A 20,448-nucleotide genomic window follows, 5' to 3' on the forward strand; every position below is an offset into this window, starting at 1 on the left:
AGCGAACTAAAACTTAAATTATCAACTCTTTGCAGTATTTTGTGAGGTGGATGCTGATCAGGGGCGTGATGGCGTGCTACATTTATGAACAAGGCATAAAATTTATCCATTTATCTGCTCAAGTAAAGGGGGCCTTATGCTAGGTGAAAACCACTCGCTCATTAACGACTTTCCTGATTATCAAGACCTGATCCTCAAACTCACCGAATCCGATGATGGGTTCGCGCAAGACAACAAGAAGTACAGTTCGTTAGACAAAGAGATCCGAACCTTAGAGCTTAACGATGCGCCTATCGACGATAGCGCCATGCATCAGCTTAAGCACGATAGAGCCGAGCTGAAAGACGCCCTCTATCAACGTCTGCTCGACGCCAGTAACTGACACGCGAACTGCCGGAGATCTGGCGTTAAGCGTTTAACAAGAGAAACGCGCCTTCATACCAGATGAAGGGGCGTTTTTTATTGCCTTAAAACCGTGCAAGGTTTAGGGTAGGGCGCGGTCGAGAAACTCTACCATCAACTTCACTTTAGGTGAGAGGTGGCGGTTTTGGGGATAGAGGGCCCAGACCCCTTCGTTTGGCTCCTGATAGGCGTTGAGCACTGACACTAAACGGCCTGCCTTGAGGTCCTGGCCTATATAGTAGTTGGGCAGCTGCACCAGTCCCAGTCCCTTGAGCGCCGCGTCTCTAAGGCCATGGCCGGTATTACACCTCAGATTGCCCTTTATTTTAAGCTGGCGCTCGCGCCCCTGTTCGAGGAAGCGCCAGTAGTCATGGTTGCCGATCAGGCAGTTGTGCCGGCTTAGTTCAGACAGGCTGTGGGGCTCGCCGAACCGCTTGAGATAGTCCGGTGAGGCGCACACATAATTAATCCGCTGACTGATCCGTTTAGCGATAAGGCTCGAATCGGCCAACTTGCCGATGCGAATCGCCAGGTCTATGCCCGCATCTACCAGTCTCACCTGACGGTTGGTGAGGGCGATATCCACCTCCACGTTAGGGTAGGCGAGCAGGAAGTCGTTGACGACAGGCAGGATATATTTCTCGCCATAGGCCACCGGCGCCGTCATCCTGAGTAGCCCTTGCGGCAGGCCTCTTAAGCTGCTCAGCGCGCGCTCGGCTTCTTCCAGGCCATCGAGCACCTGACGGCAATGCCGGTAGTAGAGATGCCCCTCTTCCGTCATGGAGACCTTGCGGGTGGTGCGATAGAGCAGCTTGGTATCCAGCCTCTGTTCCAGCGCGCCCACCTGGCGACTCACCTGGGCGGTAGAGATCCCTAAGCGCTTGCCCGCTTTAGTAAAACTCTCTGTCTCCGCCACCGCGACAAATTCGCTGACCCCTTCCCATTCCTGCATGGCTTTAAACCTATTATTACTATTTGGTAAAAATGATTTGTATAAAACGGAGATTATCATCTCATGTGAAATAAATAAAATAGACACAAGTAATCAAATCCACCGTGATACAACTGCTGGCGAGACAAGGTAATGGTCAGCGACTACATTGAAGTGGGCAGACAGATACATAGATACAGACACTAAATGGAGCAAGCGAGATGACAGACAAGTTTATTAAATCTAAGGCCGCCATCGCCTGGGGACCGGGCCAGCCATTATCGGTAGAAGAGGTGGATGTGATGTATCCCAAGGCCGGTGAGGTGTTGGTGAAGATAGTCGCAACCGGCGTCTGCCATACCGATGCCTTTACCCTCTCGGGTGACGATCCTGAAGGTGTCTTCCCGGCGATCCTGGGCCACGAAGGCGGTGGTATTGTCGAGGCAATCGGTGAAGGCGTCACCAGTGTGGCGGTAGGGGATCACGTGATCCCGCTTTATACCCCTGAGTGCGGCGAGTGTAAGTTCTGTAAGTCGGGTAAGACTAACCTGTGTCAGAAGATCCGCGAGACTCAAGGTAAAGGCTTGATGCCTGATGGCACCACGCGTTTCTTCAAAGATGGTCAGCCTATCTTCCACTACATGGGCTGCTCAACTTTCTCTGAATATACCGTACTGCCAGAGATCTCATTGGCCAAGGTCAATCCCGAGGCGCCGCTGGAAGAGGTGTGTCTGCTGGGTTGCGGTGTGACCACAGGCATGGGCGCAGTACTCAACACGGCTAAGGTTGAGCCGGGTGCCAGCGTAGCCATCTTCGGGATCGGTGGCATAGGCCTGTCGGCCGTCATAGGCGCGACCATGGCGGGCGCTAGCCGCATCATCGCCATCGATATCAACGAGAGCAAGTTTGAGCTGGCCCGCCAGCTTGGGGCAACCGACTGCATCAACCCTAAAAACTATGACAAGCCTATCCAGGAAGTGATTGTCGAGCTGACCGATGGCGGCGTGGATTACTCTTTTGAGTGTATCGGTAATGTGGATGTGATGCGCTCGGCGCTGGAGTGCTGCCATAAGGGGTGGGGCGAGTCTGTGATCATAGGTGTCGCCGGTGCCGGTCAGGAGATCTCGACCCGTCCATTCCAGCTGGTGACCGGACGCGTCTGGCGCGGTAGTGCCTTCGGCGGCGTGAAGGGACGCTCAGAGCTGCCTGAGATCGTTGAGAAATACCTGCGTGGCGAGTTTAAGCTCAGCGACTTTATCACTCACACCATGGCGCTGGAGGAGATCAACACTGCCTTCGATCTCATGCATGAGGGTAAGAGCATCCGCTCTGTGGTGCACTTTAACCGATAGGCATCATTTGGCTTAGCTTAGGTGCAGACGCCCGCGTCTGCGCCCTTTAGGGATGAGAATATGACCATAGAAAATATCAGCAGCAACAAGTGCTTCGGTGGTTGGCATAAGCAGTATCAGCATCAGTCTAGGGTGCTAAATTGCGCCATGCGCTTCGCCATCTACCTGCCGCCTCAGGCCAGCGAGCAGAAGGTACCAGTACTTTACTGGCTATCGGGGCTGACCTGCACGGATGAAAACTTCATGCAAAAAGCCGGCGCCATGCGTATTGCGGCGGAGCTAGGAGTGGCCATTGTCGCGCCCGATACTAGCCCAAGAGGGATGGAGGTGGCCGATGATGCCGCCTACGATATGGGCCAAGGCGCGGGGTTTTATCTCAACGCGACTCAGGAGCCCTGGCAGGCGCATTATCAGATGTATGATTATGTGGTTGAGGAGCTCCCCGAGCTTATCGAGGCCCATTTTCCGGTGACCGAGGCGCGCTCACTGGCCGGTCACTCAATGGGAGGCCACGGCGCCTTGACCATAGGCCTTAAGCAACCAGATCGTTATCGCTCTGTGTCGGCCTTTAGCCCTATCGTCAATCCTATCAACTGCCCTTGGGGGCAGAAGGCGTTTAGTGAGTATCTGGGTAAGAACCGTGACGCTTGGCTGGCCTATGATGCCTGTGAGCTGATGAAGCAGGCCAGTTGCGATCTGCCGATTTTTATCGATCAGGGCAGTAGTGACAACTTCCTCGAGGAGCAGCTAAGACCAGAGGCCTTGATAGCGGTGGCTAAGGAGAAGGAGTATCCGCTGATCCTGCGTATGCAGGAGGGGTACGATCACAGCTATTACTTCATCGCCACCTTTATTGAAGATCACCTGAGATTCCACGCTAAGTATCTCTATGATTAATTTTGCAAGAGACCCAAATATATTATTTGGGTCTCGCGGGGTGATTTGCCCACTTCATCGTGAGCACCATGCTGGGTATGATGATAAGGGTCGTAGCGATTAACCATTGATAGTTGTTAACGCCGGCCACAGACAGAGCCTGCGTCTTAAGTTGGCTCATCAACAGCAGGGCTGAGCGCTCGGGCGTCGGTGCCAGCGTTGACTGCTGTAGGCTGGCAGTGATCAGCTGTTGGTGGTCGATGAACGTCTCGTTTAGAGGGTCATAGTTTTCGGCTAACTTTTGCATGGCGTTGCTGGTTTCTATCGTCATGAAACGAGAAAACTCCCCTATGGCAGACAGCGAGCCTAGATTACGAAATAGGTAGAACCAGGCGATCGTTTCGAGCAGGTGCTGTCTTGGTAAACTACGCAGAATATGTATGGTCAGCGTGATGTTGAGTATTCCAATGGCGAAGCCTTTAAGCAATATTGCAGGCCAAAGATAAGCTTGACCTATCAAAGCATTGCTTCCCGTTAGCCATATACAGGTAGCTATCATCATGATGATACCTATGGGGACGACTTTGAAGGGATTACGATCGGGGTTGCAGGTGGCGAAGAGTGCAACGCCAAGGCCAGCAAGCATGCCGACAAAGCCGATAAGGTTGATATAACCCGCGTTAGCGGCGCTGTATTGCATTATTTTCGTCATATACACAGAGGTGAGCATGGAGATGGCTAATACGACAAAGCCTGCGATGGAGGCTTGTAACATGCTCAGTTTCCCAATACGGCTAGCCAAGACGCTTGCTTCTAAATATTGTCCTCGTCCCCGGCGGTTTTTTATTGCTAAGCCTAATAGTGTTATCGCCGAGGCGGTAATTAGCGTAATCCAGATAATGCTCGGCGTTTCAAACCAGTCAAAGCGCTCGCCCCGAAGCAGTATGTAGGCAATGCCACAGCTAGCGATCGTCAGCAACAGGGCTTGTAACCAGTTAAAGCCTATTTCCTGTGTCTCTTCCAGATGGGGCCAGTGACCGAATCGCGCCCAGCTGAGCATGAGTAAGAAGGGGACTAGCTGTAGTGAGAAAGACCATCGCCATAAATTGTTCTCTGCCAGGATAGACAGTAGGTAGGGGTAGATGCCCAGCGGAACTAAAACCGCCACTAGCAGCACTAGGCTCTCGGCATAAGCAATAGCCCTGAAGTTAAGATTCTTTAAGATGATGGCGTGGGCGAACAGCACTAGAAAGCTTGCCGATAAGCCGTGCCCAAACCAACTCAACATCTGAGGTGCTGGTTGCATGCATAGGCTGCTGGCCAGTGTACTGAATAGGCCTACGACTGCGCCAATACGAAATAGCTGCCTATAGCCGAAACGACTAGCCAGCCAGGCGCCGAGCGGAAGCGCAATCAGTAAACCAAAAGTATTGAGTGTGTTAAACCAGCTGGCCTCATCCAGAGACAGGCCGATACTCGCTGCTATCTGTGAGGCGCTACTATTATAGATTTGACCGGTAATGCTCTGGGGAATCACTGCAAGTAGAGCTAAGAGCAGAATATTGAGAACCTGTTTATTCATAAGAACCTACCATCTCAATGATTGGTATCGATTGTTACCTCAGCCGATAAGCCGGGTACAATTCTGCCTTGGAGTGCCCTGGGGATCTCGAGGGCAATCTTGATGGGGACACGTTGTACGATCTTGACGAAGTTGCCCGTGGCATTGTCCGGTGGCAGTAGACCAAATTGCGCGCCTGTCGCTGGCGCAATGCTTAATACGCGTCCTTTAAGGTGTTCCTCGGGAAAGCTATCGAGCAGTACGTCGACAAGCTGACCAGGCAATATATTTGTGATTTGGGTTTCCTTATAGTTGGCCTCTATCCAGATAGATTCGACAGGAACGATAGCCAGAAGGGGAGCGCCTTTACTGGCAAAGCGTCCGGCGCGCAGGGCGCGATTACCTATGATGCCGGCAATTGGGGCTCTGACCTGTGTATTCTCTAATCTTAGTTTGGCCAGTGCCAGCGCAGCATTGGCCTGCTCGGCTTGGGCATTCAAACGAGCCTTATCACTCCTAAGGGTGTTGAGTTGTTGCTTGGCCGAACTAAGCTGTAACTGGCTCGCAGCCAGTTTCGCTTTCGCCTGATTGTTCTTATTGGTTTGCGCTTCAAACTGTGATTGAGAAATGAGTTCCTTATCTAACAGGTTTTGCAGTCGATGCCATTCCGCCCGATGAAATATGGCATCGGCCATAGTCGAGTCTATCTGAGTCGATACCTGTTTTATTGATATCTGCTGTAGCTTTATACGCTCATCTATATTGGCAATTGCCGCCTGCGCCATGGTCAGTCCTGCCTTGGCTTGATTGTATTGAGCCAGATAATCTCTGTCGTCAATTTGTGCCAGCAGTGTACCTGCTTCTACATATTGGTTATCGGTTATGTAGACGTGATTAATAATGCCCGATACCTCGGCACTCACTTGCGAAATTTCCCCGTGAACATAGGCGTTATCTGTGCTGATTAAGCCTGCTTTGGGAAACTGGTAATAATAAAACAGAGAAGCGAATAACATCATGCTGCTGATAATTATCGCTTTTTTAATTTTGTTGCCCTGTGTTTTGCGAAGAAGTTGTTTCATGATGACGACCATAGATATAATACTGTACCGTTCAGTATCATATCTATGGTTCGAAAAGGATGCAACCTTATCCTATAAAAAAGTGTACTATGGGGTATCAAAAGTTAGAGGAGGTGTTTATGCGACCATCGAGTTTGAGAAAGCGGCAGAAGTATTTGCAGGTAGCCGCAGAACTCTTTTTAGAGCAGGGCTATGAAGGCACCAGCCTAGATCAGTTGATAGAGCATTGTGGTGGCTCAAAGCTTACCTTGTATAACTACTTTAATGATAAGCAAGGCCTGTTAAAAGCCGTGGTTGTTGAACTGACCGAACGCCTGCAACTGGGGTTAAGCGTAGATGTAGATGCCGATAGAGTATTTAGGGAAGAGTTATTGTCTTTCGCTTTGAAATATTTGGAGTTTATATATCACCCTGAGCTCTTGAAGTTGGCGCGCTTACTGATGACACAGACAAAAACCGCACCGGAATTAGTGGCATTTTTTCTTGAGCGAAGTTCAGGCCATTCTCAACAAGCATTACAGGATTATTTGATGCATCGACAAGCGATGGACAAACTCGTCATCACAGACTTGGCCATAGCGAGCGAACAATTTCTCGGTGCATTAAAGGGAAATCGTCATTTCGAAGCCTTATACGGTGGGCAAATGATGACATCTAATGAAATGAAAATTTACGCAAAGCATGCAGTAGATAACTTTATTCGCTGTTATCAATCTTGAATACAAATTTGCCGAAAGCTGCGGACTGGAGTCGACAGGTTCGGTTATTTGCCAAAAGTGCTTATTTATGAGGAATGCTTCTTGGCTGAGATCTATTGAGGCTTGGGAATAGACAGGGAGAGAAAGGGAAGATCATAGGATCTTCCACCTAGGTTAAAGCTCGACCTTTTCCATCTCCAGCTGCTGCAGGGCGATAACTGCCTGAGTGCGGTTTCTCACCCCGAGTTTTCTAAAGATGGCGGTGGCATGGGCCTTGATGGTGGCCTCGGATACGCCCAGGTCATAGGCGATCTGCTTATTGAGCAGACCTTCGGCAAACATCTGTAGCACCTTATACTGCTGCGGCGTGAGATCGGCGAGTTTGGCCGCCATCTGATCCGTGGCATCTTCGTTGATCTCTTGCAGTTCTATGTTGTCCGGTAGCCAGATATCGCCATAGAGCACAGCCGTGAGTGCCTCCGAGAGGGTTTCCATGGAGGCAGACTTGGGAATAAACCCGGCGCTACCATAGTGAACGGCGCGGCTGATGGTCATGGCATCTTCGTGAGCGGAGATCACCACCACAGGCAGTTCGGGGAAATGGGTTCTTAGGTGTATTAAGGTGGAATAACCATGGGAGCCGGGCATCTGTAGATCCAGCAACACTAAGTCATAGGCGGTGTTGCCCTGTTCCAATAGGCCTTGTAGGGCTTCGGCGCTATCGGCCTCAAACCATTGGGTGTCGGCAAAGGCGCCGCTCAATGCCTGTCGCAGCGCATTCCTAAATAATGGATGATCATCTGCGATGATGATGTGCAAGTTTTCGAGCTTCATTGCTTTTTGATTATCTTTGTTGCACTTGAAGGTAAAGTCAATGTAACAGATAAATGACTCAGTATTCTATTGCTTTTGTGTCTGGGCGACGGGATTTTTTCGTTTTTACAAACAATTATTAGACTTAAGTCTAATGAGTCTTTGGCTGAGAGCGGGGATACGAGGTGCTAGGTTAGGGAAGGTTAGAGGTGAGAAGTCAGAGGTGAAAGGTCGGCAGGTGTGCGCCCGCCGACAGGAGACCTTCTTAAAATCAGTCGCCGCTCCACACCTTAGTGGGTTTACGATCTTCATCCAGCGCCACAAAGGTAAAGACGCCGCGTATGGCATGCTCACGATGATCTTGGTACATATCTTCGACAAAGATGTTGACCTCAACCTTTAGGGAGGTGTTACCCACATAGATCACGTTGGCAATGATCTCTGCTAGGGTGCCGGCAGGAATCGACTTATTGAAGTCGATACGGTCTGAGCTGACAGTAACAAGTGTCTTGCGGCAGAAGCGGGTCGCGGCGATAAAGGCGGTCTCATCCATCCAGGCCAGCGCCTCACCACCAAAGAGGGTGTTGTGATGGTTGGTGATAGAGGGAAAAATCGCTTTGATCACCCGGGCTTCTGACTGCGCGATGCGGGCGCGAATAGCGTCAGAATACTGAGTTTCTGTATCGGTTAGGGGCATACGGCAACCTTAAGGTTATGCATTGAAAAAAACCGACGGATTATACTGATAATCACGGCGTAATGACAGCGCTGTAGCCCGGTAATGTGGCGGCTTTCATGACATTAAAAAGGCTTCACGAGGAAGCCTTTTTAAAATAATCACATTAGGTATTAGCTAAGCTTTGCCATGCGCGCCTTGGAGGCCGCAGCAAGGTCTCGCAGCAGCTTTTCGGAGTCGGCCCAGTCGAGGCAGGCATCTGTGATGCTCTTGCCGTAAACCAATGGTTCACCGGCTACCACCTTCTGGTTGCCTTCTTCGATAAAGCTCTCGGCCATGATACCGGCAATCGCGGTCGAGCCTGAGGCTACCTGCGCCATGATATCTTTGGCGACTTCGAGTTGACGCTTATGCTGTTTCTGGCTGTTGCCGTGGCTAAAGTCCACCACCATACGGTGAGATAGACCCACGTCTTTAAGCTTCTGCGCCGCAGCCTGAATGTCGGCCTCATGGTAGTTCGGCTGCTTGCCGCCACGCAGTATGATGTGGCCATAAGGGTTACCGCTGGTGCGGTAAACGGCCATGGCGCCATCTTTATCGGGCGAATAGAAGATGTGCGGTTCTTTGGCGGCGCGCACCGCGTCGATGGCGATATTGATGTTACCATCGGTACCGTTCTTAAAGCCGACCGGACAGGAGAGCGCCGAGGCCATCTCGCGGTGGATCTGACTCTCAGTGGTTCGGGCGCCAACCGCGCCCCAGGTGATGAGGTCGGCAATATACTGACCGTTAACCATATCCAAAAATTCGGTGGCGATAGGCAGGTTTAGCTCGGTGATCTCTTGCAGCAGGTGACGCGCCAGGCGCAGGCCTTTGTTGGCATTAAAGCTACCGTCGAGATCCGGATCTGAGATCAGTCCCTTCCAACCAACCGTGGTACGAGGTTTCTCGAAATAGACGCGCATCAGGATGCAGAGTGAGTCTTTGAGTTCTTTGTGCAGCACGGCCAGACGCTTAGCGTAGTCGATGGCAGCCTGGGTGTCGTGGATAGAGCAGGGGCCGATGATCACCAGAAGACGTTTGTCTTCACCTGTGAGAATGGCTTCAACTTCACGTCTCTGTTGAACCAGGTAGTCGGCGGCGTCTTGAGTAAGCGGGTATTCAGATGCGAGTTTAGCAGGTGAAATGGCCTTACATAGTAATGTGGTGCGTAGTTCGTCTGTTTTAATGGTCATTCAATATACCGAGCGTTTGTCTTGGCTTTCGCCTGATTGCCTCGGATTATAACCAATAGTTGCTAGCTGCACAGGGGTAAACAGATGAAAATTTCCGGTATTTGTCTACATCTGTGCAGTTAGCTTGCCATTTGGGGCGCTTAACTTGCCTCTATATAGGCAGAGGTAAGCGCAGTTTTAGAACATATGACGTTCCAGACCTGTGACATCCAGAATCTTGGTAGCGATCTCTTCTACCGAGTGGTTGGTGGTATTGACGAAGGGAATGCGCTCGCGCTTATACATCATCTCTACCTCTTTTACCTCGATACGGCATTGTCTCAGTGAGGAGTAACGGCTGTTCTCCATGCGGCTCTGACGGATCTCATGCAGGCGCACAGGGTCGATAGTCAGACCAAACAGCTTATGTTTGTTCTTCTTTAACACCTCGGGCAGCTTAAGGTTGTCCATGTCATCTTCGATGAAGGGATAGTTGGCCGCCTTGATGCCAAACTGCATCGACAGATAGAGGCTGCTGGGGGTCTTGCCGCAACGGGAAACACCCAGAAGCACTATGTCAGCCTTGTCGATATGTTTGAGGGTCTGACCGTCATCGTTTTCCATGGCGTAATTGATGGCGTCGATACGCGCCTCATAACTGTGATTCGCCTTGCCGTGAGTTCTGTGGGTCACGGGAACCGCCTTGACGCCTAACTGATCTTCCAGCGGGGCGACGAAGGTGTTCAAGAAGTCATAGTCGATACACTCACTGCTGTAGATGATGTCTCGGATCTCGGCTTTGACGATAGAATGGAACACAAGTGGTCGTTCGCCTGTTGTAATAAAACAATCATTAATTTGTGCTTTTACCGCCTCGGCTTTCTGAGTTGTCTCGACAAATGGAATAGTAAGTGCTTCAAACTCAACTGGAAATTGAGACAGTACCGCATGGCCAAAAACCTCGGCCGTGATCGCCGTCCCATCTGAGATATAAAAGACTTTACGTGACATTTTGACCTCTTGTAGTAATAAAATTACAAATAAAATTATAGATTTACGCGTCTTGCTGTGGAGTGTAAAATGCCGCTGCCCTCGTGTGAAGGGGCCACACTGAAATAAACTTGCGGAGATAGAACTGTGCAGCAATATGTACTCTGGTATCAAGAATTAGGCATGGGTGACGTCAACAAGGTAGGCGGTAAAAATGCCTCTCTTGGGGAGATGATCAGCAATCTAGCTAATGCAGGTGTTCAAGTGCCTGGTGGCTTTGCGACCACTTCCTTTGCGTTCAATGAATTTCTTGAACAAAGCGGACTTAACCAGAAGATATACGAGACGCTAGAAGCTCTAGACGTCGACGACGTGAATGCACTCGCCACCGCAGGTGCACAGATCCGACAGTGGGTTATCGATACCCCATTCCATAGCGAATTTGAGCAGGTTGTACGTGAGTCGTACGACAAGCTTTCCTCAGAAACTAACGATGCATCGTTCGCAGTACGCTCTTCAGCGACTGCCGAAGATATGCCAGATGCTTCATTTGCCGGCCAACAGGAAACCTTCCTGAACGTTAAAGGCTTCGACGCAGTACTGGTTGCTATCAAGCACGTATTCGCCTCTCTCTTTAACGACCGAGCTATCTCATACCGTGTACACCAAGGTTATGACCACAAAGGCGTTGCGCTTTCAGCTGGCGTACAGCGTATGGTTCGTTCAGACACCGCCGCTTCAGGTGTAATGTTCACCATGGATACCGAGTCAGGTAACAACGATGTGGTCTTCGTGACCTCTTCATTTGGCTTGGGTGAGATGGTAGTACAAGGCGCGGTGAACCCTGATGAGTTCTATGTTCACAAGCCAAGCCTAACCGCAGGTCACAAGGCCGTTGTTCGCCGCAACATCGGTAGCAAGTTAATTCAGATGGTTTACTCTGACGACCTGAGCCACGGTAAGCAGGTGAAGATTGAAGATGTACCAGCAGATATGCGTCGTCAATTCTCTATCAGCGATGCAGAGGTGATGGAACTGGCTAAGCAAGCCATGATCATCGAGAAGCACTACGGTCGTCCAATGGACATCGAGTGGGCTAAAGATGGTAACGACGGCAAACTGTATATCGTACAGGCCCGTCCAGAAACCGTACGTTCACGTGAAGATGTACAGCTGATCGAACGTTTCCACCTCAAGACCAAGAGCGAAGTGATTGGCGAAGGTCGTGCCATCGGTCATAAGATCGGTAACGGTACCGCTAAGGTACTGGCTTCTATCGAAGATATGGACCAGATCCAAGAAGGTGACGTACTGGTTACCGACATGACTGACCCAGATTGGGAGCCAATCATGAAGCGCGCCAGCGCTATCGTTACTAACCGTGGTGGCCGTACTTGTCACGCGGCGATCATCGCCCGTGAACTCGGTGTACCGGCGGTAGTAGGTTGTGGCGACATCACAGACAAAATCAAGCATGGTCAGCAGGTGACTGTTTCTTGTGCCGAAGGTGACACAGGTTACATCTACGAAGGTATCCAAGAGTTTGACGTTATGTCTTCTCGCGTCGATTCTATGCCTGAACTACCGATGAAGATCATGATGAACGTAGGTAACCCAGACAGAGCGTTCGACTTCGCTCGTCTGCCTAACGAAGGTGTGGGTCTGGCCCGTCTCGAGTTCATCATCAACCGTATGATCGGTATTCACCCTAAGGCGCTGCTTGAGTTCAACGACCAAAGCGCCGAGCTGCAGCAAGAGATCCACGAGATGATCGCCGGCTACGAGTCACCAGTAGAATACTACGTGGCGCGTCTGGTTGAAGGTATCGCGACTATCGCATCGGCCTTCCATCCGAAGAAAGTTATCGTTCGTATGTCAGACTTCAAGTCTAATGAGTACGCTAACCTGGTTGGTGGTGACCGTTACGAGCCGGAAGAAGAGAACCCAATGCTGGGCTTCCGCGGTGCGAGCCGTTACATCTCTGAGTCGTTCCGCGACTGTTTCGCCCTTGAGTGCGAAGCCATCAAGCGTGTACGCAACGAGATGGGTCTGACGAATGTAGAGATCATGATCCCATTCGTACGTACGCTTGAAGAAGGCCGTCAGGTTATCGAACTGCTGAAAGAGCAAGGCTTGGAGCGTGGTAAAGATGGTCTGCGAGTCATCATGATGTGTGAGCTGCCTTCTAACGCCCTGCTAGCCGACCAGTTCCTCGAGATCTTCGACGGTTTCTCAATCGGTTCGAACGACTTGACCCAGCTAACCCTAGGTCTGGACCGTGACTCAGGCATCATCAGTCACCTGTTCGACGAGCGTAACGAAGCCGTTAAAGCCCTGCTGGCAATGGCTATCAAGGCTGCTAAGGCGAAAGGCGCTTACGTGGGTATCTGTGGTCAAGGTCCTTCTGACCACGCCGACTTTGCGGCTTGGTTGGTAGAGCAAGGCATCGATACCGTATCGCTTAACCCAGATACAGTGATCGATACCTGGTTATACCTGGGTGAAGCTCACGCCTAATTATTCTTTAGATAGAATAAGCTAATTGACGAAAGCCGCTTTTTAGCGGCTTTTTTTTGTTTATAATGGCAACATTATTTTAATAAACACCAATTGAAAAGAAGTCATCATGCTCCCTAAGTTATCCCATCAACAGACCCTAGAGCCTGCCTATTTGGCGTTTCTCGACGCCCTTGCCCAGAGCAATTATTGTGGCGATATCGATAAGCGTTACAGTGCGCGTCTCGCCCAGGCAACGGATAACTCTGTCTACCAGTTTCTGCCTCAGGCGATCTTGTATCCCAAGACACAGGCCGATGTTAAGTTGATCATGACCCTGGCGACTAAGCCAGAGTTTAAACAGGTAGTCTTTAGTGCGCGCGGGGGCGGCACAGGCACTAACGGTCAGTCGCTGACCCATGGCCTCATTTTGGATCTGTCGCGTTATTTCAATCAGGTGATTGAGATCAACGAGAAGGAGCGCTGGGTGAGGGTGCAGGCAGGTGTGGTCAAAGATGCGCTCAACGACGCGCTGCGCCCCCATGGTTTCTTCTTCAGTCCAGATCTCTCAACCTCTAACCGCGCCACCATGGGCGGCATGATCAACACAGACGCCTCGGGCGCCGGCTCACTGGTTTATGGCAAGACCTCTGATCATGTGCTCGAGCTGACCAGCGTGCTTTATGATGGTAGTGTGCTGGAGACCAAGCCGCTGGATCTAAAAGCACTCGAAGCCTTAGATGCGCTGGAATCCCCAAGCCTGGGGCAAGCACTGCAGCGTGATATCGCCCGCATGACCCGTGAGCACAGAGGCGAGGTAGAGAGCCGCTTTCCAAAGCTCAACCGTTTCCTGACGGGTTATGATCTGAAAAATGTCTGGAACGATGCTGTCGATGAGTTCAACCTATCGCGGATTCTTACCGGCTCCGAAGGCACGCTGGCGGTGATCACCGAGGCCAAGCTGGATATTACGCCGCTGCCCAAGACCCGTATGATGGTCAACATCAAGTATGACTCTTTCCAGTCGGCCCTGCGTCACGCGCCGGACTTGGTTAAGGCCAAGGCGACTGTTGTAGAAACCGTGGACTCTAAGGTTCTAAATCTGGCCAAGCAGGATATCATCTGGCATTCGGTGTCATCTCTGATTGAAGATGTGCCGGGCGCCTCCATCGATGGCCTCAACATGGTGGAGTTCGCCGGTGAGCCAGACGAGGTGGAGGCCAAAGTTAAACAATTAGAGGCGATGCTCGATACTCAGCTTGCCGCTAACGAGGCTGGCCTGCTGGGTTATCAGGTCACATCGGATAAGGCGAGCATCAACACCATCTACGCCATGCGCAAGAAGGCGGTGGGGCTGCTTGGCGCCACAAAGGGAAGCCGTAAGCCTATCGCCTTCGCCGAAGATACCGCTGTGCCGCCTGAAAAGCTGGCTGACTTTATCTTGGAGTTCAGGGCACTGCTGGACAGCCATGAGCTGCAGTATGGCATGTTCGGTCACGTGGATGCGGGCGTGCTGCATGTGCGTCCGGCGCTGGATATGTGCGACCCGCAGGATGAGCGACTGCTCAAGACGGTATCGGATCAGGTGGCGGCACTGACCCTTAAGTATGGCGGCCTGATGTGGGGCGAGCATGGTAAGGGAGTACGTGGCGAGTATGGCCCATCTGTGTTCGGCGAGACCCTGTTCGGCCTGCTCGAAGAGGTCAAAGGTTATTTCGACCCCAATAACAAGCTCAATCCAGGCAAGCTGGTGGCGCCCAAAGGCAGCGGACCGCTGCTCTATAACGTCGACAGTACCAAACGCGGCGCCTTCGATCGTCAGATCCCGGTCAACACCCGCGAGGCCTTCCCCGATGTAATGAACTGTAACGGCAACGGCCTCTGTTTCAACTACAGTGTCTATTCGCCCATGTGCCCCTCATTTAAGGTGACCGGAGACAGGGTACAATCGCCGAAAGGGCGTGCGGGTCTGATGCGCGAGTGGTTGCGCTTATTGGAAGCCGAAGGCGTGGATGTCGAGGCCTTAGCCAAGGCCAAGCCTCTGGGCTGGCTGCAACGCACCCAGAACACCCTGAAGAAAGAGCGCGAATATGACTACTCCCACGAGGTGATGGAGTCGTTGAAGGGCTGTCTCGCCTGTAAGGCGTGCTCGTCTCAGTGCCCTGTGAAGGTGGATGTGCCCAAGTTCAGGGCGCAGTTCTTCAACATCTATTACCAGCGCTATCTCAGACCTGTGAAAGACTATCTGGTGGCAGGAATTGAAGAGAGTCTACCATTGATGGCCAAGGTGCCTCAAATCACCAACTTTGCCTCACAAAACAAGCTGAGTCAGTGGGTGATTAAACAATCTATCGGCTATGTGGATGCGCCAGCGCTGTCAGTGCCGACCCTCAAGCAGCGTCTGGAGAATCACGCCTGCCGTGGCTATGACCTGAACGCGCTGCAACAGATCCCAGAAGCCGAACGTGACCAATATGTGCTGGTGGTGCAAGACCCGTTCAACAGCTTCTATGAAGCCGAGACGGTTTATCACTTTATTAAGCTCATCGAGAAGCTGGGCTTCAAGCCAGTACTGCTGCCCTTTAAGCCTAACGGTAAGCCGATTCATATTAAAGGTTTCCTGGAAAAGTTTGCCAAGACGGCTCAATCCAGCGCCGATTTCTTGAATCAAGTGCACGCCCTTGGCATGCCTATGGTCGGGGTAGATCCTGCCATGGTGCTCTGCTATCGCGATGAATATAAAGAGATCCTGGCTGAAAACCGTGGCGACTTTAACGTGCTGTTGGCCAACGAATGGTTGCTCAAGGTGATCGACACCGTGGCGCCGACAGCTAAGTCAGCTAAGTTAAATGTGTCAGCAGATTCGGCTAATGCTGCTAGTTCTGATAGGCAGTTTACCTGGTTCAGTCACTGCACCGAATCGACGGCCAAGCCCAATACGGCCAAAGAGTGGCAGGCAATATTTAGTGCATTTGGTGCCGAGCTAAGCACAGTCAGCCTTGGCTGCTGCGGCATGGCGGGCACCTATGGTCACGAGAGCGATAACCTTAAGCGCTCCAAGGCCCTGTATGAGATGTCCTGGGAGAAGGCCATAGAATCGCTGTCACAAGAGCAGATATTGATCTCGGGTTATTCTTGTCGTAGCCAGGTGAAGCGTTTCGGTGGCTTCAAACCTAAACACCCGGTGCAGGCGCTGCTGGGTCTTATCGATAATGTTTAGTAAATGCATGGCTAATCTGTTCATGATTAATCTGTTCATGGTAAATCAGTGCATGGCTAATGAGCTAACGAGAGACTATGCCTGAACATGAAGTCGCCGCTCAGCTGCGGCAAATCACTCAAGGGGCGCCGCTATGCGATGAGGCGCCCCTGTTTCATATCGATAATCAGGGGCGCTGGTTTTATCGCACTGAGTCCCTGCCTGATAAATTTTGCCGGCTTTTTGCCACCATTTTGAATCTTAAATCTGAGGGGTATTTCCTGATGACGCCGGTGGAGACGGTGAGGGTAGAGGTTGACGAGTTTCCCTTTATTATCAATGATTATGAAGAGACGCAAGACGGTCAATTTACCCTGACCAGCTCCATAGGCACCCAGTTTCAGGTGGCCGGCTATGATGCTTTTGTAGTGGATGAGGCGGAAATATCAGTCTCCTTAGCCAGAGGATTATCGGCTAAACTTGGAAGAGCCTGTTATTATCGTTTTATTGAGCAATACCTGCTAAATCAAGACGGCGACGCAAACTAAGACTTAAGCCTTTCTTAGATAAGACAATTGGTTTTTCGTTACGAATTAGCGTTAGCCGAGCCCTAGTTTCTTTAGGACCAGATGTTAGTATTAATGCATGACCGCTGTATCTGGAGGTGCTGATTGAAACATTATGAAAGCTTGGGATACCTGGTATCTCATCTTAATATCGAGCTTCAGAAGGCCTTGGATGAGAGGCTAAAGCGCTATGAGCTGGACATTAAACTCTGGCCCGTCTTGTTTGCCCTGTGGCAGGAGGAGGGCGTTACTCAGACAGAGCTGTCTAAGCGCTGCGACGTGGCTAACTACACCATGACCCGCCTGTTAGATCAGCTGCAGGTACAGGGCTATATCACCCGTCATCAGGAGGCGGACAATCGCCGCGCCTTCAAAATTTTCCTAACCGACAGTGCCAAGGCGTTGGAACAAGATCTTATCTGCGAGGCAGAGCGGGTCAACGAGCAGTTTCTCGGTAACCTGTCTGAGTTTGAATCACAACAATTTATCTATCTACTCAATAAGATCAATGGCCTATCCTAAGCAATCTGACCTATTATCAAACCTCACCTAAATCAACGGATGATCGAAATGCTGAAACCTCTGCTAACGGCGACGCTTGTAATGAGCCTGTCTGCTTGTATGGTCAATATCGAGAAATCGCCCAAGTCTTCAACTCAAGCCTCAAACCAATCCTCAACCCAATCCTCAACTCACTCTTCCACATCTCAAGCTACTGCCTCCGAGCCAGAAGCGGTTGGTGCATCGAGTGTGGGGAGTGACAGCTACGCTAAAGCCTTTACGCTGGTAAACGGCTACAGCCTGGTGGTGGTCGAGGGGGCGCTGGAGCCAAGATCTATCGGCAGCGTGCAGGTGAGTCTGTATCGTAACCTGGATGTGGGGGATTTTGTCGCTAGTCTGGCCTTCGTGCGGGACGGCACCATCTTAAAGGCCGAGCTGGTGGATAATTCTCAGAAGCAACAGAAGCTTGTGGTTACCATGGTGACGGCAGGCAGCGGTAACTATCAGAGTACTCAAGCCGTCTGTGTCGCTGGGGAAAGCCTGACGCTTTGCTAATAAGCAGAGCTTTTTTGGTGTATTGGCGCGGATGGTCACAGAAGCTTGAATACTTGTCTGCGCTATCGTGTCTGTCTGGTTAGATCTGTTCTTTTATTTGAATAGGCGATTAAGCTCGGGATGTCGTAACTTTATGTTACACCACCAGCAACATGCCCAGGCTCGAGACGGCCATCACTATGATGACAGATTGTAGCAGCAGGCGGCTCTGCATCAGGTTTTCCTTTCCCTGTTTGATGCTGGTGATCAGGCGGTTTTGTTTGTAGATGCGGCAGATCATCTGCTCGCTATTGGGATCGATAAAGAGTTGAAACTTACAGGGATCGCCGCTGTGTAGCTTCACCTCATGTTCGCTCTTGGGACCGAAATTCAGCTTACGCGAGACCCGCTTGCCGTTAACAAATACCTGCTCCAGACCTATCCAGTTACTGGCCTGTAACTCCACTAAATCCTGATTAAAGTGGTACTTGAAACTTATCATAATGCAATCCTAGCGAAGATGATGAGCCTCTAAGTCAAGCAGAGGAATATGACATTTTCCAGTGCGCCTTTGTGAAAAATCTGTGTCTGAAAATTATCTCATTGGCGCTAAAAGAAAAATCGAATCAGAAAAATTTTGAGCTGTTTTTTATCGGTTGAGTAGGCTACGGCCTAGTGCAAAACTCGGGTTGCAGGCAATAAAAAAACCACCGAACTTATCGGTGGTTTTTTGATTCGCTAGCACCAGAAATTAGTGCCAGAAATTATTTTTCGCCGTTGATGATGGCGCGTGCCAGTTCGTCGGCAACATCCGCTGTGGTGCGGTTTTGCGCATCAGACTGCTCGAAGATCTTCAGAAGGGTGTTGTAGATCTCTTCCACCTTGGCAGTAGATTTTTGCGCGTCGTAATCTTTTTCGAACGAAACGTTGATGATACCGCCGGCGTTGATCACATAGTCTGGCGCGTACAGGATGCCCAGCTCTTTAAGCTTCTCGCCATGGCGCAGTTCGGCAAGCTGGTTGTTGGCACAACCTGCCACAATCTTAGCCTTCAGCAGTGGAATCGTGGTGTCGTTGATGGTGGCACCCAGGGCACATGGTGCATAGATATCGACATCTTGATGGTAGATATCTTGAGGCGCAACTACGGTAGCACCAAACTCGGTAGCGACCTTATCCAGTGAGGACTGGTGAATGTCGGTTACGATCAGCTCGGCGCCTTCTTCATGCAGGTGACGACACAGGTAGTAACCTACGTGGCCAACGCCCTGAACGGCAATCTTAAGGCCCTTGAGGCTGTCCAGGCCACGCTGATGCTTAACGGCAGCCTTGATACCCAAGTAGGTGCCAAGCGCAGTAAATGGTGATGGGTCACCGCTCTGACCTTCAAGACCCGCCATGTATGGGGTTTCTTGGTGAGCAATCATGATGTCGCTGGTAGACACGCCCACATCTTCTGCTGAGTAGTACTTACCACCCAGAGTATGAATACAACGACCGAAGGCGCGGAACAGGGCTTCACGGTTTTCCACTTTAGGATCGGCGATTATCACCGACTTACCGCCACCCATTGCCAGACCGGCTAGGGCGTTCTTGTAGGTCATGCCACGAGACAGACGTAATACGTCGGTAAGTGCTTCGTCATCAGACTCATAGTTCCACATTCTGCAACCGCCGACCGCTGGGCCCAGGTTGGTGTTGTGAATGGCTATGATTGCACGTAAGCCACTTTCTTTATCATGACAAAATACGACCTGTTCGTGGTCATCAAATGAGATATGATTAAATACTGCCACTTTATGAGTTCTCCGCTTGGGAATTAAAACGCCGAATGCCAAAGAGGCGCCTTCGACGGCTTGTTATATTTATTGCAGAACGATAGCATTTAGCGATACTCTCAACAAAGCAAAGATTGGGATTAATTGTGATCGGTGTGGCAATTTTGCTTTCCACTTTACGTTAACGTAAAGTTGTGTGTGAATTTTCACGCAATATGCAGTTTGTCAGCTCCATTTCGCCCTTCACAGCATAACTATAACAATAGGAAGCAGTATGACGGAACAAGCAGTCGAGAACACTAAAGCACTCACTCCAGAAGAACAAGAAACCCTGACACAACAATGGGTTAAAGAGCATTTTCAGAAGGCAAACCGCTTTCTGGCGGAAAAAGGGGTGATCCCAAGTAAAGTGATTGCCGAAGAGAGCCGTTACCTTGCGCCTTTCCTCGCGGTATGGAAGATGGAGTCTAAGCAGCCAAAGTCACAGACCTTCTGGGTGATGTCTGGCGATCTGCCTTCAGATTATGTGGATGTAAAGGTCGCTGCCACCGCGCGCGACGCGATTCGCCATTTCTCTATGATGTGGCAGCTTAAGGCGGAAAACCTGGTTAAATCTGGCGCCGTAAAGGACAAGACCCAGGCTCAGTTTGCGCAGCTGTTGGTGTCACGTGCCGAGAGCCTGTATCAGATCCACAACGACGAAAAATTGTGGAAAGAAGGCTAAGCGTTTTAAACAGCCACCGCTGTTTAGCGTGTCTTTAAAAAGCGCTTGAAACGAG

The 20,448-nt window shown here is 50.8% G+C and carries 19 protein-coding genes; 10 read left to right on the forward strand and 9 right to left on the reverse strand.

The genetic code is table 11. From position 1 onward, the window contains the following. Positions 1-136: 136 nt before the first annotated feature. Positions 137-382 carry an HP1242/YdcH family protein gene (locus tag K0J45_RS07815; protein ID WP_011865337.1) on the forward strand — a complete coding sequence of 82 codons (246 nt, stop codon included), beginning with the start codon at positions 137-139 and terminating at the stop codon, positions 380-382. Between the two features lie 102 nt (positions 383-484). Here K0J45_RS07815 and K0J45_RS07820 read toward each other — a convergent pair whose 3' ends face one another. Further along, positions 485-1,354, reverse strand: a complete 870-nt coding sequence (locus K0J45_RS07820; protein ID WP_011865338.1) for a LysR substrate-binding domain-containing protein — start codon at positions 1,352-1,354, stop codon at positions 485-487. Positions 1,355-1,554: 200 nt separating this feature from the next. Here K0J45_RS07820 and K0J45_RS07825 point away from each other — a divergent pair, with 200 nt between their 5' ends. Then, positions 1,555-2,685 carry an S-(hydroxymethyl)glutathione dehydrogenase/class III alcohol dehydrogenase gene (locus K0J45_RS07825; RefSeq protein WP_286670310.1) on the forward strand — a complete coding sequence of 377 codons (1,131 nt, stop codon included), beginning with the start codon at positions 1,555-1,557 and terminating at the stop codon, positions 2,683-2,685. A gap of 60 nt (positions 2,686-2,745) precedes the next feature. After that, a complete protein-coding gene (fghA, locus tag K0J45_RS07830; RefSeq protein WP_220044882.1) occupies positions 2,746-3,582 on the forward strand; it encodes an S-formylglutathione hydrolase in 837 nt (278 codons plus the stop codon). Positions 3,583-3,604: 22 nt separating this feature from the next. On the opposite strand, the gene K0J45_RS07835 is transcribed toward fghA, so the two are convergent. Then, positions 3,605-5,143: an MFS transporter gene (locus tag K0J45_RS07835; RefSeq protein WP_220044883.1), complete on the reverse strand. Its 1,539-nt coding sequence runs from the start codon at positions 5,141-5,143 to the stop codon at positions 3,605-3,607. 14 nt (positions 5,144-5,157) lie between these two features. After that, positions 5,158-6,204: an HlyD family secretion protein gene (locus K0J45_RS07840; RefSeq protein ID WP_258406792.1), complete on the reverse strand. Its 1,047-nt coding sequence runs from the start codon at positions 6,202-6,204 to the stop codon at positions 5,158-5,160. Positions 6,205-6,323: 119 nt separating this feature from the next. Here K0J45_RS07840 and K0J45_RS07845 point away from each other — a divergent pair, with 119 nt between their 5' ends. Beyond that, the gene (locus tag K0J45_RS07845) at positions 6,324-6,923 is read left to right on the forward strand and encodes a TetR/AcrR family transcriptional regulator (protein WP_258406793.1); all 600 of its coding nucleotides are present in this window, start codon (positions 6,324-6,326) and stop codon (positions 6,921-6,923) included. A 153-nt stretch (positions 6,924-7,076) separates the two neighbouring features. On the opposite strand, the gene K0J45_RS07850 is transcribed toward K0J45_RS07845, so the two are convergent. From K0J45_RS07850 to ppsR, 4 genes are all read right to left on the reverse strand, one after another. Then, positions 7,077-7,736 (reverse strand): response regulator transcription factor, encoded by a 660-nt coding sequence (locus K0J45_RS07850; protein WP_011865344.1) that lies wholly within the window; start codon positions 7,734-7,736, stop codon positions 7,077-7,079. 250 nt (positions 7,737-7,986) lie between these two features. Further along, the gene (locus K0J45_RS07855) at positions 7,987-8,412 is read right to left on the reverse strand and encodes an acyl-CoA thioesterase (RefSeq protein WP_144198630.1); all 426 of its coding nucleotides are present in this window, start codon (positions 8,410-8,412) and stop codon (positions 7,987-7,989) included. Between the two features lie 152 nt (positions 8,413-8,564). Continuing rightward, positions 8,565-9,626 carry a 3-deoxy-7-phosphoheptulonate synthase gene (locus K0J45_RS07860; RefSeq protein WP_144198633.1) on the reverse strand — a complete coding sequence of 354 codons (1,062 nt, stop codon included), beginning with the start codon at positions 9,624-9,626 and terminating at the stop codon, positions 8,565-8,567. Positions 9,627-9,803: 177 nt separating this feature from the next. Then, entirely contained in the window at positions 9,804-10,616 is an 813-nt protein-coding gene (gene ppsR / locus K0J45_RS07865; RefSeq protein WP_011865347.1) for a posphoenolpyruvate synthetase regulatory kinase/phosphorylase PpsR, read from the reverse strand. A 126-nt stretch (positions 10,617-10,742) separates the two neighbouring features. Between ppsR and ppsA the strand changes: the two genes are divergently transcribed. The 5 genes from ppsA to K0J45_RS07890 all read left to right on the forward strand — a co-directional run bounded on the left by ppsA (position 10,743) and on the right by K0J45_RS07890 (position 17,912). Then, positions 10,743-13,112 (forward strand): phosphoenolpyruvate synthase, encoded by a 2,370-nt coding sequence (gene ppsA, locus K0J45_RS07870; RefSeq protein ID WP_220044886.1) that lies wholly within the window; start codon positions 10,743-10,745, stop codon positions 13,110-13,112. A 109-nt stretch (positions 13,113-13,221) separates the two neighbouring features. Continuing rightward, positions 13,222-16,311, forward strand: a complete 3,090-nt coding sequence (gene ydiJ, locus K0J45_RS07875; RefSeq protein WP_220044887.1) for a D-2-hydroxyglutarate dehydrogenase YdiJ — start codon at positions 13,222-13,224, stop codon at positions 16,309-16,311. Positions 16,312-16,388: 77 nt separating this feature from the next. After that, the gene (locus tag K0J45_RS07880; protein ID WP_220044888.1) at positions 16,389-16,838 is read left to right on the forward strand and encodes a DUF1285 domain-containing protein; all 450 of its coding nucleotides are present in this window, start codon (positions 16,389-16,391) and stop codon (positions 16,836-16,838) included. Positions 16,839-16,961: 123 nt separating this feature from the next. Further along, entirely contained in the window at positions 16,962-17,378 is a 417-nt protein-coding gene (locus K0J45_RS07885; RefSeq protein WP_011865351.1) for a MarR family winged helix-turn-helix transcriptional regulator, read from the forward strand. Between the two features lie 48 nt (positions 17,379-17,426). Next, positions 17,427-17,912, forward strand: a complete 486-nt coding sequence (locus K0J45_RS07890) for a PliI family lysozyme inhibitor of I-type lysozyme (protein WP_258406794.1) — start codon at positions 17,427-17,429, stop codon at positions 17,910-17,912. Positions 17,913-18,048: 136 nt separating this feature from the next. Here the strand turns inward: K0J45_RS07890 and K0J45_RS07895 are convergent, their stop codons facing one another. After that, positions 18,049-18,393 (reverse strand): hypothetical protein, encoded by a 345-nt coding sequence (locus K0J45_RS07895; RefSeq protein WP_220044890.1) that lies wholly within the window; start codon positions 18,391-18,393, stop codon positions 18,049-18,051. A gap of 262 nt (positions 18,394-18,655) precedes the next feature. Further along, on the reverse strand, positions 18,656-19,687 hold the full coding sequence (locus K0J45_RS07900) for a Glu/Leu/Phe/Val dehydrogenase dimerization domain-containing protein (protein ID WP_011865354.1): 1,032 nt from the start codon (positions 19,685-19,687) through the stop codon (positions 18,656-18,658). A 256-nt stretch (positions 19,688-19,943) separates the two neighbouring features. Between K0J45_RS07900 and K0J45_RS07905 the strand changes: the two genes are divergently transcribed. Continuing rightward, positions 19,944-20,393 (forward strand): DUF4826 family protein, encoded by a 450-nt coding sequence (locus K0J45_RS07905; protein WP_220044891.1) that lies wholly within the window; start codon positions 19,944-19,946, stop codon positions 20,391-20,393. Positions 20,394-20,448: the final 55 nt, after the last annotated feature.

The sequence above is a fragment of the Shewanella alkalitolerans genome (genome assembly GCF_019457575.1).
GTDB lineage: Bacteria > Pseudomonadota > Gammaproteobacteria > Enterobacterales > Shewanellaceae > Shewanella > Shewanella loihica.